Below are 14,436 nucleotides of genomic sequence, written 5' to 3'. Positions count from 1 at the left end.
GCGATAGGCCTTGAAGGAGCGGCCCTGATGCAGATAGACCTCGCCCGGGCTTTCATCGGTGCCGGCCAGCAGCGAGCCGATCATGGCTGCGCTGGCGCCGGCGGCGAGCGCCTTGGCCAGATCGCCGGAATATTTGATGCCGCCGTCGGCAATCACCGAGACGCCTGATTTGTGCGCCGTCTCGACCGCCGACATGATGGCCGAAAGCTGCGGCACCCCGACGCCGGCAACGATGCGAGTTGTGCAGATCGAGCCCGGGCCGATGCCGACCTTGACGGCATCCGCGCCGGCGTCGGCGCAGGATTGAAGGGCGAGACTCGCTCCGGAATGTGCATTGTGAACGAAAGCCCATGCGCCTGCACGAACGTCTGAGCGAGCTTTTCGCCGACGTCATGAACGATCGCCTCCAGGATCGCCTCATAAACGCTGCCAGTGTCTTCCTCGATCTCCGCAATGCCGATACCCACCCACGTCGCGCCCTCGGTCTGAGCACAGCGCTCTTCGAGAAAGCGGACAAGCTTTGTGGCGTCGTAGGATCGCATGAAAATTGTGGTCTCGCCTGACACGATGTCATCATCGCATAGGCTCGGCGAGTCAGGCACGCCAGACAAGGTCCGCAAAGGGTGGAGAGCGGTCCTTACGGCGAACGACCATCCACTTCGCCATCACCGTTCGCGGTGCAACCTCAAATCCCAGTGTTGATAGAACGAGACGACCTTCGTGTTCGTCTCCCATACCAGCAGTTGCACCTTCACGACGCCACGCCCACGCTTCGCCGACCTCGACCATCTGCTTGCGCCCAACGGTCATCGGGTCACGAATGCGATTTGTCGATCATTTCGCGGATGCCTGCCGCAAAGGCTTTGACAGTAAAGCCGGGCGGTAGAGAGTCGATCAGTGCAATATCCGAAATCGCGCCTTTGAACCGAAGTGGACGCAATGCCGTGTACTCAGGCGAGTTGTACCATTTGTCGAGTGACTGCCGATCAGGGAACTCCATGACTACTATCGAGCCTGGCCACGCACCCTCCAACACATCGACCGGCCCTTGAGCTAACCATTTGCCCCCGTAGGGGGCGACCGTCGCCTCCACCTGATCAAGGTAAGACAGCGCATCCAGGTTGGGGATGTCACCGGGAATGCGAAGATGATTGACGAGATACGTTGCCACGGTGTCGCCTCCTGAAATTTCGTTTGCTGGGACCGGGCTCGGCCAGCAAGTTCATTGCGCATACTAGGTGGCTAAGGCCATTCGTCGAGTCATACAAAGGTTTGGTCGAGACAAAGGGCGGAAAGCTCTTCGGCCCCGGCTCACGGGAGTAGGTTGGTAGCAGCGCAGAAGTCCGAAATGGGTCGAAAGCGGACTTAAGACTGATAGTCTGCAATGTGTCGATACGCGACAGTTCTGATGGCGATCCGTACGTCCGAAGATGGCAGTGCGCCTGTCGAGTTATTGACCTCGCGACGACCGAAGTCGGAAGGCAACCAGCTCTAGTCTTTTGAGGCGGCGTGAGGTCGGGAGGTAAGTTAGAGGAGGGTTTCAAATAGGCTGCCGGTATCGTCCTCAATCTCGGCGCTGCCGATGCCCAGCTCCTTCGCATCAGCGAACAGCTTATGCGTCAACTCGTGCCCGGAGATTACATCCATGACGACGTGCCAGGCATATTGGAGCCAAGCCACTCAGCACGCCTACCGACGCAAATTTTGAGTTTGGGCACAGCGCCGAAAGGCAGAATGCATGGCAACCACTTCACCGGACTCGAAGCTTGCCAAGCCGCAGTGATCGGAACGCACCACTCCTCAACACTCACACCAACGGATAGTCCGGACACCCATTCGTGTGAGCCGCTGATCCGGACGAACAATGGCCGCCTCGACACCTGTCCGGCAACATTCACATCAGCGATGGGCCGAACAGCCAATACGATCTGCAGCTGGTCGCTGACGCCACCACGGTGCGCGCGGAAAGTGCGACTGTGCGGAGTTCCTTTCTGAAGAAGTTGGCAACTCGGAAACTGGTTGAAATCAGCACCCCAATATCGACGCGGTTGCAACCGCTTTGCGAACCCTTTGATGAACACGGAGATATCAGATGAGCTCAGTTGAGGCTTCAGGCGCCGCCCTGACCTGGGAAGTACTTACCGTAAAGCGCCCAGGACTTAGTCGTGAGTTGCCTGCCGGGCAAGAGAGGTGGGCTTGGGTGGCGAACTCGTCGACCCTTATCTCGGGCGAGCGGGATGCCGTACTCGTCGACACTTTTCTGACGACCGAGCAATCCTTGACATTGCTGAACTGGGTAATCGCGAGCGGCAAGAACTTGACCGCGATCTATATCACGCACGGACATGGCGACCATTTTTTTGGCCTCGCGCCAATCCTGGAGCATTTTCCAACCGCAAGGGCTGTCGCGATACCCGAAGTTGTCAAGGCGATGGAGGCGCAACTGTCACCGGAATCGATCGATGGGTTTTGGCGCAAGCGTATCCCCGACGGGATACCCGAGCGGCTGCTCGTGGCCGATCCACTCGGTGAAAACGAATTGGAGTTAGAGGGACACAAACTCGTCCCTGTCAATACGGGGCAGACCGACACAGCCTGCTCTACAAGCCTGCATGTGCCTTCTATCGACCTGATCGTTGCAGGCGACGTCGTCTACAACGGCATTCACCCTTATCTCGCAGAGACAACCGCGCTGAGCAGGCTTCAATGGATCAGTGCCCTTGAGAAGCTTGAAGCACTTGAGCCGAAGGCGGTTGTTGCCGGCCACAAAATACCGGAAAACGACGATGACCCCCGCAACATCGGCGAAACGCGGAAATATCTGCGAGATTTCGATCGCCTCGACAAGATCACGAATACTGCGCGCGAACTCTACGACGCGATGTTGGAGCTTCATCCCAACCGCGCCAATCCGGGCTCGCTCTGGGGCGGTGCGCAAGCCGCAAAGAAGCTTGACTGATTGCCAAATTGCGCAGCGCGAAGACAAGGCTCCTTCCCCAAAGCCAGCGCAGGCGTTCTCGTGGTGGTCCAGACCGCGGTATCCTCTTGCTGCCAGAGAGACCGCCAGACCGATAGCCGCAAAAGCTATAGGCACTCTGCAGCCCGTGCCAACGTCCATAGGCCAAACGCTTGGCATGGCGCGACGTGTACTGTGAACTGTGTCGACTCGCACCCCTCCTGCGGTATGCCCGGGTCGTTCGTCCAGCGCCCTTTTCACCTGTGGCGCGGGCCTTTTCGAGGCAATCCTGTGGTTCCAACTCGGCCGCCGTAGTGCGCTTACCGTGCTTCGCGTTGCGGTATGCCGCAGCGCCGCAAGGAAGAAAGCATCGCAACCACCGCACCCGACTCGAAGCTTGCCAAGCCGCGGTGACCGGAATGCACCGTACCTCAACATTCACACCAACGTATGGTCCGGATATCCATTCGTCTGGGCTGCGTATCCAGTAGGACAATGGCCGTCTCGACACCTATACGGCAATATCCACATCAATGGTCGCACGCACAGCCAATACGGCAGCGGCAGTTTTCAGAGCCTTGGCTGTTAAAGGCCTTGCTCCGAGGCGTGCCGCGTAATGCAGGCCAGCTGAGCCATCGGATTCGGAGCAACAGGCATACCAGCTTGAGCCACCTTGCGGGAGTGCGATGAGTATTGCTGTCGTGCGACATCCGACCATCGTCGCAGGATTTCCTCCTGCGTCCTGGGCGTTCGCGCTCAGGATCTGGGTGGCAATCGTCGTGGCCCTCTATACGAGCTTTTGGCTCGAGCTGCAGTCGCCATCTACGGCGGCGCTCACAGTCACCGTTCTGGCACTCCCCACTCGCGGCCAAGGTATGGAAAAGGCCGCCTTCCGGCTGATCGCGACCGTGCTCGGCGTCACGGCGTCGATCGCCATCGTCGGGCTCTTCGCCCAAAGCGGCGGAATCATGCTCGCCGCGTTCGCCGCATGGATCGGGCTGTGTGTCTACACGGCAGGATTGCTGGACGGCAACCGCGCTTACGCTGCAGCACTCGGCACGATTACCGTTGCGCTCATTGCGATTCAGCAAATCGATAGTCCCCAGCAGGTCTTCGAGACGGGCGTGGCGCGTGGCGCGGCCATCGCCGTTGGTGTTCTCGCAGTCACTTTCGTGAACGACCTTTTGGCCGCCCCCGACCATTATCCGAAAGTGGCCGCCCAACTCGAAGCGTTGCAGCGCCGGGTCGCGGATTACGCCCAGAGCACGGTTCGCGGTCAGACCATGCCTGCCACGATGGCAGCCGGACTCCTGCGCGAGATCACGGCGCTGCGTCCTGATATAGCAAGCCTCGCCACAGAATCGAGCAACGGACAGGCGAGAAGCGCGGCTGCCCGTGCCGCGGCAGTGGATCTCGTCGCTGAACTGGCTACGGCCCGGGCACTGGAAACGTTGCCGGTCGCTGCCGAACCGCGGTCGCGGGAGCAAGCTATCTCCGAACTTGAATCAAACTCCACCGTGCCCAGGTTCAAGTGGCCTTCAGGCAGCTTGGCAGAAGGCTCATCCGGTCTGATGGCGATATGTCTCGCCTGGCTCACTGGAGAACTGCTCCGAAGGAACAGGGACGTGCGGGGCAGCCTCGACGCATTGCGGGCAGGAAACCACGGCTCCCACGAGTGGCGCACCCCTTTATACCGCTCCCGCCGCATTGCGGCGCAGACCGGCGTCAGAGCCGCAATCTCCTTTGTGCTGCCATCGATGTTCTTCATGATGACGGGGTGGCCGGCAACCGAAGCCTGCCTTGCACTTATCGCCGTGCTGATTGGGTTGAGCGCTACCGTACCTGACGCACGCACCTTCACGACGCTCGCGGTCGTGGCCATGCCGATCTCCTGTCTGCTTGCCGGTATTCTGGAGTTCGTGGTTCTGGACGGCGTCACCGGGTTCCCTTTGCTGGCGATTGGTCTGGCGCCTTTCACCATCGGCTGCGCACTGCTGACAACGTTGCCAAATCCGATCCTGTCGACCCTTGGGCGGTTGACCCTGATCTTCGTCATAGCTTTCTTCGCACCAAGCAACCCACAGACCTACGATCCACAGACCTTTCTATTCGTCTGCTTTTTCGCGTGTCTTGCGACAAGTTTGCTGTTTGGAGTTCAACTTCTGATCCCTCCTGTGTCGAACGATCACCGGCTTCGCCTTCTGCTGGAAGACGCTCGCCGCGAGCAGCGCAGTCCGAGATTTGACCGAGCTGGGCACCTCGCACGGGAAGAGGCCACGTTTCGCGATGCCTCGCGGATCGGCCAGATCGTGACTGCGGCTGGTGCATCTCCGCAGAATAGCCCGGTTCTCGATGAAGCCATGTTGTGGTTCGACCGGGCGGCGGCGCTGCGACTGTGTGGCGCCGGATTGGATCGGCTGGCAACCGGCCCGCTGGCAAATGTGGCCGAGGCAGCACGTGCGGCGCTTGTCCAACGGGACGGGCCCGCATTGTTAAGCTCGGCCAAGGCTTTGGGTGAAGCCGCCGCATCCGGGCACAATCCTGTCGCCACCGCGGCGTGCGCAGCGCTCGTCCTGGCGAGTGTTTCCTTCACGGACAGGTCTATGGAGAGCGGCGACCCATGACGCACACGTTTCGGGAGCTCGTCATAGGCGGAGTTCTGGTAGCGCCCATAGTCACCTATGCAGCGATTGCGCTCGTCCTCGTTATAGTGCTGCGCCCGCTCCTGCATCTTATTGGATTCTCGGGGTATTTCAGCAATCCGTCGATCGCCGAGCTTAGTCTGTTCGTCGCGATTTTCGGGCTGCTTACTATGCTTCTTTAGGGAGAGGGTCATGGAGATTCCCCGGCCTCAGGATCAAACGATATTGCTCGACGAATCGCCCTTCGAAGAGCAGGTCGCCGTCGGCGACGCGACCCATGACTCCCCAATACCAAAGCCGGTAAGCCGGGTCGGAGGCGACAGCCCAGCTGGCCGGCCTCAGATGCCCTCGGCATCGGCGCCATCCATCGCCTCGACGCGCGGTGGTTTCGGGCGTCTTCTTCTTGCGGTTGGCAAGCGCCTTTCCACGCTCGCCATCGCGCTGTTCGCTGGCCTGATCGCGGTTCTCACATGGCAGGACTATGTGCGGGCGCCTTGGACGCGAAATGGCACCGTTCGTGTGCAGGTCGCGAACATCGCGCCTCAGGTATCGGGCCAGATCGTCGAACTTAGGGTGGCCGATAACCAGTTCGTCCGCCAAGGTGACGTGCTCTACGTCATCGACCCGTTCGACTTCCAGGTTGCTGTGGCCACCAGCAAGGCGACGGTGGCCCAGGAAGCGGCGGACCTGCAAGTCAAGAAGGTCCAATCCGATCGGCGCCAACATTTGTCGTCTCTTGCCACGACACCCGAGGAGCAACAGACCTTCGCCGGGAACGCCGCTCAGGCCAAGGCCCAGTTCGACGCGGCGCAGCAGGAACTTGCCCAGGCCGAACTAAACCTCACGAGGACCAAGGTCGTCAGTCCCGTCAGCGGCTATGTGACCAATCTGCTGCTGCGGGTGGGCAACTATGCGCCCACAGGGGTGACCAATATCTCCGTGATCGATTCCGACAGCTTTTGGATCGATGGCTATTTCGAGGAAACGAAAATGGCGCGGATCTGCATTGACGATCGCGCCGAGGCGAAGCTGATGGGTTACGCCGAGCCGATCCTTGGACACGTGGAAACAATCACCCGGGGCATCAGCGTATCGAACGCTGCCCCAGGCACCCAAGGGCTGCCCAACGTCGATCCTATCTACACCTGGGTACGCCTCGCGCAACGCGTGCCAGTCCGCATCGCCATCGACAACGTTCCGGCGGGTGTGCCCCTCGTTTCCGGCATGACGGCAACGGTGACAATCCGGCCGGTTACGGGAACCAATCACCGAAACTGGTTCGATCGCGTGCGATCAGATGTTGCAGCCAGGTTTTCCGAGCTTTTGTACGGCTCGACGTCGCGACCGGGTTGTCTGGCCGACAGGACCGGAGCACACCCTGCAACGGAATGGATTCCAGTGCCTAGGGCGAGCCCGGCCTCATCTCCAGAGCAGATCAGTCCAGGCATTGCTCCCGGTATGGACGTAGCTCCGCGCAGCAGTGGCCAGCAGGACCACTGACATACGACGGCGGATTGCGAAATATCGCAGCAAGGCTCGGGACGCGTAGATCGCATCAGCGTAACTATTTCAAATCAAACAGCTTTTTCATGACGTCAGGCTCCGCCGGGATAATTCGGGCTTTCACGGGTAATCGTGACGTCATGGGCGTGGCTTTCACGAAGTCCGGCGTTGGATATGCGTACAAAAGTGGCGCGTTCGCGGAAATCGGCAAGATCGCGACCGCCGACATAACCCATAGCGGCTTTCAGCCCGCCTGCAAGCTGGTGCAGCACGCCAGACACAGGTCCTTTGTAGGGAACTTGCCCCTCGATGCCTTCCGGGACCAGTTTCAGCGTGTCGCGCACCTCGGCCTGGAAGTACCGATCGGCGGAGCCGCGCGCCATGGCGCCGACCGAACCCATGCCTCGATAGGCCTTGAAGGAGCGGCCCTGATGCAGATAGACCTCGCCCGGGCTTTCATCGGTGCCGGCCAGCAGCGAGCCGATCATGGCTGCGCTGGCGCCGGCGGCGAGCGCCTTGGCCAGATCGCCGGAATATTTGATGCCGCCGTCGGCAATCACCGAGACGCCTGATTTGTGCGCCGTCTCGACCGCCGACATGATGGCCGAAAGCTGCGGCACACCGACGCCGGCAACGATGCGGGTTGTGCAGATCGAGCCCGGGCCGATGCCGACCTTGACGGCATCCGCGCCGGCGTCGATCAGCGCCTGCGTGCCTTCGGCGGTGGCGACGTTGCCAGCCAGGATGCGAACCGAGTTGGAGAGCTTCTTGGCGCGCGCCACTGCGTCCAGCACGCGCTGCGAATGGCCGTGCGCGGTGTCGATGACCAGAAGGTCGACGCCGGCATCGATGAGACGTTCGGCACGCTCGAAACCGTCATCGCCGACGCTGGTGGCGGCGGCGGCGCGCAAGCGGCCCTGCGCGTCCTTGGTGGCGTGCGGGTTGAGCTGCGACTTCTCGATGTCCTTGACGGTGATCAGCCCGACGCAATTGCCTCGGCTGTCGACGACAACCAGTTTTTCGATGCGGTGCTGATGCAGGAGGCGCTTGGCCTCGTCCTGGTCGACATTCTCCTTGACCGTGATCAGGTTCTCACGCGTCATCAGTTCGTAGACCTTCTGCGCCGGATCGGACGCGAAGCGCACGTCGCGGTTGGTCAGGATGCCGACCAGCCGGCCGATCTTCTGGCCGCCGGTGCCGCCATTCTCGACCACCGGAATGCCAGAAATCGAATAGGTGCGCATCAGCGAAAGCGCGTCGGCAAGGGTGGCGTCGGGGCCGATGGTGACGGGATTGATCACCATGCCGGATTCGAACTTCTTGACCTGCCGCACCTGCTCGGCCTGTTCGGCCGGCGAGAAATTGCGGTGGATGACGCCAATGCCACCGGCCTGGGCCATGGCGATGGCAAGCCGCGCTTCGGTGACGGTGTCCATCGCCGCCGACAGGATCGGCACGTTGAGGTCGATGTCGCCGGCAATGCGCGTGCGGACATCGGTCTCGCCAGGCATGACCTCGGAATGACCGGGCTGCAGCAGCACGTCGTCAAAGGTGAGCGCCAGTGCGCCGGTGGACGTTTCGATGATTTTTGCCATGGCCAGTCCTCGGAATACAAAAAAGCGCTTGACCAGAATGGACAGCGCCGACTCGTCTTCTTCCCTTTCAGGATTGGCGCTGGCTCGTAACACGTCCCGCCGCCGATGAAAAGCCGATGATTTCACGCTCCCGTAAAGGTGACGTGACGCCGAACGGACGTCATCTGCGGCTGCGGTCGCATAAAAGTGACAGCAAATTAATGCGACATCCGCCCCAAGCCGTGATAACCGCCCTTCGTGTCGGCTTGCCCCCAAGGTCGGCAAGCAATTGACGACGAAACATTCAGTTCGGACGCGTTCCTTGAACCGCACCATCCCGCTCATCCTGGCGGTCGCACTTTTCATGGAAAACATGGATTCGACCGTCATCGCGACGTCGCTGCCGGCGATCGCCATGGACATCCATACCAGCCCGATCGCGCTCAAGCTGGCGCTGACGGCCTATCTGGTGTCGCTGGCGATCTTCATTCCGATCAGTGGCTGGATGGCCGACCGCTTCGGCGCCAAGAATGTCTTTCGTGCCGCGATCGCGGTCTTCATCGTCGGCTCGATCGCCTGCGCCCTTTCCGGTTCGCTGCCGGCTTTCGTCGTTTCGCGTTTCCTGCAAGGCATTGGCGGCGCCATGATGACACCGGTCGGGCGACTGGTGCTGGTGCGCGCGACGCCGAAAAGCGAACTGGTCGCGGCTATGTCCTGGCTCACCGTTCCGGCGCTGGTCGGGCCGCTGGTCGGACCGCCGATCGGCGGCTTCATTACCACCTATTTCACTTGGCACTGGATCTTCCTGATCAATGTGCCGATCGGCCTGATCGGCATCTGGCTGGCGACGCGCTTCCTGCCGCGGACCGAACCAACGGAGAACCCGCCACTTGATTTCATCGGCTTCGTGCTGAGCGGGCTGGCGGCATCCGGCGTGGTGTTCGGCCTGTCGGTGGTCAGCCTGCCATATCTGCCGCCGATCGTCGGCATCATCACAGTGGTAGTCGGCTTGGCGTCAGGAGCACTCTATCTGCTGCATGCGCGCCACGCCAAAAACCCGCTGCTGGCGCTAGAACTGTTCCGCAACCAGGTGTTCCGCTCGTCGGTGCTGGGCGGCTCACTGTTCCGCATCGGCATCGGCGCCGTGCCTTTCCTCCTGCCGTTGATGTTCCAGATCGGCTTCGGACTGACGCCCTTTCAGTCGGGCATGATCACCTTCGTCTCGGCGATCGGCGCCATCGGCATGAAATTCGTCACCGCGCTGATCTTCCGCGTCGCCGGCTTCCGCCGCGTGCTGGTCGTCGGTTCGCTGGTCGCTGCGGCGTCGATTGCCATCAACGGGCTGTTCACACCCGACACGCCCTATCTGCTGATGCTGGCCATGCTTTTGGTCGGCGGCTTCATCCGCTCGATGTTCTTCACTGGCGTCAATGCGCTTGCCTATGCCGAGGTTTCGGCTGAAGACACCAGCAAGGCGACGCCGATTACCGCTGTCTTCCAGCAGCTTTCGATCGCGCTCGGCGTGGCGCTGGCCGGCGGCATCCTGGAAGTTTCGACGTCAATCCATGGCGGTCCGCTGTCGCTGGACGACTTCCACATCGCCTTCTTCATCGTCGCGGCTGTATCGGCGGCGGCGGCGCTGTCGTTCGTGCGGCTGGCGCCCGATGCCGGCAACGCCATCTCCGGCCATGGCCGGCTGAGCACGCCCAAGACGCTGGAACCGGTGAGCCCGCCTGGCAATTGATGCCGGCCCGGAAGGCAGCCGTCAGCCTTCGGACGGCTCCTGCTCAGCGCTTTCAACCTGGGCACCATCCGGCGCCATGCGTCCCTTGAAATCCTTGGCCAACAGATAGAGCTCGACCGATTCGTCGCGCGACGCCGGCGGCTTGACGTGATGGACCGAGCGGAAGTTGCGCTTGAGCATTGAGAGCAGTTCGTTTTCGGCGCCGCCCTGGAAGGTCTTGGCGAGGAAATGCCCGCCCGGCTTCAGGACCGACAGCGCGAAATCGGCCGCGACCTCGCACAGATGCATGGTGCGGATATGGTCGGTCCTCTTGTGGCCGGTGGTGGGTGCCGCCATGTCGGACAGCACGACATCCGGGTCGCCGCCCAGCGCCTCGGCCAGTTTTTGCGGCGCCAGTGGATCGAGGAAATCCATCAACAGGACCGGCGCACCGGGCACGGCATCCATTTCCAGATAGTCGATGCCGACGACATGCGGCTTGTCGGCCGTCGATTTCGTGCGCGCCGCCGCGACCTGGCACCAGCCGCCGGGGGCAGCACCCAGATCGATCACCTTCATGCCGGGTTTCAGCAAATGATGCTTGTCGTCGATCTCGATCAGCTTGTAGGCCGCGCGCGAGCGGTAGCCATCCGCCTTGGAGCGCTGGACATAGGGATCGTTGATGTGGCGCTGCAGCCAGCGGCGCGACGATTCCTTGAGGCCGCTCTTCTTCTTGATCCGCGTCTTCAGCACGCGAATGCTCGCAGACCCTGGTTTTTCCGGTTTCTTGGTCATTGCCTAATTTCTTGCCTGAGCATGGTCTGTTCCGAAAACCGGGCGCCACTTTTCGGGATCATGCTCGCCTTTTTGCCTGAGCATGATCTGTTCCGAAAACCGGGCGCCACTTTTCGGGATCATGCTCTGCCACGTCCATCGTTGCGCCAGACGCCGTCATCGGCCATCAGTTCGCTCAATATGCCCTCGCGCAGGCCACGGTCGGCGACGCGCAGCCGCTCCGACGGCCATACCGCGCGGATCGCCTCGAGGATAGCACAGCCGGCCAACACCAGATCGGCGCGATCGGCGCCGATGCAAGGGTTGGCGCAGCGCTGCTGGAAATCCCAGCCGACCAGCTTTTCGACCATGCGGTCGACGCTGTCGCGGTCCATCCACAGCCCGTCGACGCGCCGGCGGTCGTAGCGTTCGAGGTCAAGGTGGACGCCGGCCAGCGTCGTCACCGTACCCGACGTGCCGAGCAGATGGAAATTCGGGCTGGCCTTGAGATGGCTTAAGCGGTCGCGGCCGTCGAAGCTGGCCAACCGGTTGGCGACGTCGTCGACCATGGCGCCAAAGATCTCGCGCGTCACCGTGCGGCCGCCGAAACGCTCGGCCAGTGACACGACGCCGACCGGCAGCGACGTCCACGACACGATATGGTGGGCGAGCCGCGGCGAACGGCGGCCGCTGAGGTCGATCAGCGCGATTTCGGACGAACCACCGCCAATGTCGAACAGGACGACGCCTTGCGTGTCACGCTCGACCAGCGAACCGCAGCCGGAAACCGCCAGCCGTGCTTCGGTCTGGCGATCGATGATCTCGAGCTTCAGGCCGGCCTCGCGCTCGACGCGATCGAGGAATTCGACGCCGTTTTCAGCCGAGCGGCAGGCTTCGGTGGCGATCAGCCGGGCTTTTCTGATCTTGCGGTTGCGCAATTTGTCGCCGCAGATCTTCAGCGCCTCGACCGCGCGGTCCATCGCCGGCTGGCCGAGCCGGCCATTGGCCGTGAGCCCCTCGCCCAGCCTGACGATGCGCGAAAAAGCATCGATGACCCGGAACTGGCCATGCCGCGTCGGCACGGCAACCAGCAACCGGCAATTGTTGGTGCCGAGGTCGAGAGCCGCAAACACCGGAAGCTCCTGCAGCGGCGACCGGTGGGCGCCCGGCTCATGCCGTGCCGGCGCAACGGCGGGCAAGACCACCGAATTGGGCAGTTTTGTCGCTTCCGCCGCCGAAGGGGCGTTGCCGGGCACAGGCGATCTATTCCCTACGGGATGCGCCTCGTCGCGCGCAAAAACCTTGCGCCCGCGCCTTCTCTTGCGTCGCTTCCTGGGCTTGCCCTTCTGGCTGTGGGTTGCGTCGCCCGCCTGCCCGTCGGCGGAGCGGGACTCCGTCGGGCGGCTTTGCCGCCACGAGCCCGCTGGCCCTGGGGAAGCGCTGGACGCACCCACCTCCGGCGCGCCAGCGCCGGTGTCGCGGTCTTCCACTGTCGTTCCTTCCGGCGCCGCGCGAACCGATGACGGACGCAGCAGGCGCTTTGACGTGTTTTAAGTTGCCGCCAGACTAACAGTGCCGCGCCCGATTACCAAGAGCCGCGCGCTCAATTTTGCCGGCTCGGCGCGTGAACCGCCTTTGAGGCCGCGCCACGCAATGTACCCGTAAGCCTCGATTGGTAGGCGCAATGCCGGCTGGCGTCCCGTTGGGCCGCCCTCGACGCAGGCAAATCCTGCCGGCTGCCGCAACGCAAAGCGTTCGCGGTTGAATAGCCGGCTTCAATGAGGCATCTCTGAAATGAGCGGAAGAATCCGGCGCAACCGGCCTCTCGACAGAAAAGGAAGCGGACCCGCAACGCATGGCAATCAGGCAATGAACTGGAGACGCTATTTCTGGCCGGTCGTCGGCATTGCGGCGGTGATTTTCTCGCTGCTCCTGCTCTGGCACGAACTGCGCGGCATCTCGCTCGACGATGTCTGGGGCGGCATATCGGCGATTCCGGCTCGCCGCTGGATTCTCGCGGCGCTGTGTTCGGTCGTCGCCTATGCCTCGCTCGCCGGCTACGACCACATCGCGCTCTTGCATATCGGCAAGAAAGTGTCGTGGCTGTTCGTTACGCTCTGTTCCTTCACCACCTATGCGCTGTCGCACAACATCGGCGGATCGGTGTTCTCCGGCGCCGTCATCCGCTACCGCGCCTATGGCACCAGGGGCCTGACCGGCCAGGATGTCGGCGTGCTGGTGGCGATCTGCTGGATCACCTTCGTGCTGTCGACGATTCTAGCCTCCGGCCTCGTATTGGTCTTCGAGCCTGAGATTCTCGACCGGTTTTCCGGCATCGCCCATCACGGTCTGTCGGAGGCGGCGGGGATCGTGATGCTGCTGCTCGTCGCCGCCTACATATTCGGCAGCTGGCTGCATCTGCGCCCACTGAAGATCGCCAGCTTCCAGTTGCACTATCCGGCGCTGCCGATCGTCGCGCGGCAATTGCTGATCGGCCCGGTCGAGCTGCTGGCGGCGGCTGCGATCATCTTCTTTGCCCTGCCATCGATCCACAATCCCGGCTATTTTGTCGTCCTTGGCGTTTTCCTGATCTCGTTCTCGATCGCGCAGATCTCGCATGCGCCGGGTGGGCTCGGCGTGTTCGAAGTGGTGTTCCTGGCGGGGCTGTCCGACATGGATCCGGTCGGCGTGCTGGCGGCACTGCTGGTGTTCCGGCTGTTCTACCTGGTCATCCCGCTGATTCTGGGCCTTGGTATCGTGCTGTTCTTCGAACGGTCGCAGTTCAGCCGAAGCGAGTCCTGAAGCGCGGGCGAACTCAGCGCCCGGGCCACGCAATGCGTGGAACCGACTTGCAAAACGGACCGACAAAACGTTGCGATTGAACTGCCGAGCAGGCTTGACTATTTTCCGCTGGCGGCTACAAGGCAGCGCTCAAGCGGCTTGGCCGCTCGGCCCGCACGGTTCATGACCGCGCTTGCTGGGGAATAGGTTAACGGTAGACCCACGGACTCTGACTCCGTTAGTCCTGGTTCGAATCCAGGTTCCCCAGCCAACCAATTTCAAACACTTAGCTGCCAAATGCCCCAAAAATCATGTTGCTAGGCCCGTGTAGCGTTAGCAACCTAAGCCATTGATTTGTAACGATTGGTAATGGTTGCGGGAATCGCGATAGCAACATGGATAGCAACATGGCGGCATGAAACCCCATCGAAGTGGGGGCTAAACCTAAACCTTCGTTTAGGCAGCAAGACCTTCGCACAATTG

At 61.7% G+C, this 14,436-nt stretch carries 11 protein-coding genes, 1 tRNA gene and 1 pseudogene; 8 read left to right on the top strand and 5 right to left on the bottom strand.

The annotated features are described in order from the left end of the window. Positions 1-306, bottom strand: a pseudogene (locus tag AC1DYW_RS32555) (IMP dehydrogenase); the annotation flags it as partial. A 44-nt stretch (positions 307-350) separates the two neighbouring features. Here AC1DYW_RS32555 and AC1DYW_RS32550 point away from each other — a divergent pair. Further along, complete coding sequence (locus tag AC1DYW_RS32550; RefSeq protein WP_477228909.1) at positions 351-563, top strand: hypothetical protein; 213 nt, start codon at positions 351-353, stop codon at positions 561-563. A 251-nt stretch (positions 564-814) separates the two neighbouring features. Here the strand turns inward: AC1DYW_RS32550 and AC1DYW_RS32545 are convergent, their stop codons facing one another. Beyond that, positions 815-1,171: a DUF1330 domain-containing protein gene (locus AC1DYW_RS32545; RefSeq protein ID WP_477228908.1), complete on the bottom strand. Its 357-nt coding sequence runs from the start codon at positions 1,169-1,171 to the stop codon at positions 815-817. Positions 1,172-2,092: 921 nt separating this feature from the next. On the opposite strand from AC1DYW_RS32545, the gene AC1DYW_RS32540 reads away from it, so the two are divergent. From AC1DYW_RS32540 to AC1DYW_RS32525, 4 genes are all read left to right on the top strand, one after another. Then, a complete protein-coding gene (locus tag AC1DYW_RS32540; protein ID WP_477228907.1) occupies positions 2,093-2,959 on the top strand; it encodes an MBL fold metallo-hydrolase in 867 nt (288 codons plus the stop codon). Between the two features lie 683 nt (positions 2,960-3,642). Further along, positions 3,643-5,580 (top strand): FUSC family protein, encoded by a 1,938-nt coding sequence (locus AC1DYW_RS32535; protein WP_477228906.1) that lies wholly within the window; start codon positions 3,643-3,645, stop codon positions 5,578-5,580. Next, the gene (locus AC1DYW_RS32530; RefSeq protein ID WP_457155382.1) at positions 5,577-5,780 is read left to right on the top strand and encodes a DUF1656 domain-containing protein; all 204 of its coding nucleotides are present in this window, start codon (positions 5,577-5,579) and stop codon (positions 5,778-5,780) included. The genes AC1DYW_RS32535 and AC1DYW_RS32530 overlap by 4 nt, the downstream gene beginning before the upstream one ends. A gap of 10 nt (positions 5,781-5,790) precedes the next feature. Next, the gene (locus tag AC1DYW_RS32525) at positions 5,791-7,098 is read left to right on the top strand and encodes an HlyD family secretion protein (RefSeq protein ID WP_477228905.1); all 1,308 of its coding nucleotides are present in this window, start codon (positions 5,791-5,793) and stop codon (positions 7,096-7,098) included. Positions 7,099-7,193: 95 nt separating this feature from the next. Here AC1DYW_RS32525 and guaB read toward each other — a convergent pair whose 3' ends face one another. Next, entirely contained in the window at positions 7,194-8,696 is a 1,503-nt protein-coding gene (guaB, locus tag AC1DYW_RS32520) for an IMP dehydrogenase (protein WP_477228904.1), read from the bottom strand. A 301-nt stretch (positions 8,697-8,997) separates the two neighbouring features. Here guaB and AC1DYW_RS32515 point away from each other — a divergent pair, with 301 nt between their 5' ends. Then, a complete protein-coding gene (locus tag AC1DYW_RS32515) occupies positions 8,998-10,419 on the top strand; it encodes a DHA2 family efflux MFS transporter permease subunit (protein ID WP_477228903.1) in 1,422 nt (473 codons plus the stop codon). Between the two features lie 21 nt (positions 10,420-10,440). Here the strand turns inward: AC1DYW_RS32515 and AC1DYW_RS32510 are convergent, their stop codons facing one another. Beyond that, complete coding sequence (locus AC1DYW_RS32510) at positions 10,441-11,193, bottom strand: RlmE family RNA methyltransferase (RefSeq protein WP_477228902.1); 753 nt, start codon at positions 11,191-11,193, stop codon at positions 10,441-10,443. A 119-nt stretch (positions 11,194-11,312) separates the two neighbouring features. Then, positions 11,313-12,707, bottom strand: coding sequence for a Ppx/GppA phosphatase family protein (locus AC1DYW_RS32505; protein ID WP_477228911.1), 1,395 nt, complete (start codon positions 12,705-12,707; stop codon positions 11,313-11,315). 334 nt (positions 12,708-13,041) lie between these two features. On the opposite strand from AC1DYW_RS32505, the gene AC1DYW_RS32500 reads away from it, so the two are divergent. Together AC1DYW_RS32500 and AC1DYW_RS32495 are read left to right on the top strand one after the other, a co-directional pair. Continuing rightward, positions 13,042-13,974: a lysylphosphatidylglycerol synthase domain-containing protein gene (locus AC1DYW_RS32500; RefSeq protein ID WP_477228901.1), complete on the top strand. Its 933-nt coding sequence runs from the start codon at positions 13,042-13,044 to the stop codon at positions 13,972-13,974. Between the two features lie 176 nt (positions 13,975-14,150). Then, a tRNA-Gln gene (locus AC1DYW_RS32495) sits at positions 14,151-14,224 on the top strand. The last annotated feature ends 212 nt before the right edge of the window (positions 14,225-14,436 follow it).

The organism is Mesorhizobium sp. P2_D5 (assembly GCF_056404355.1).
This window is presented reverse-complemented; position numbering and strand designations above follow the sequence as displayed.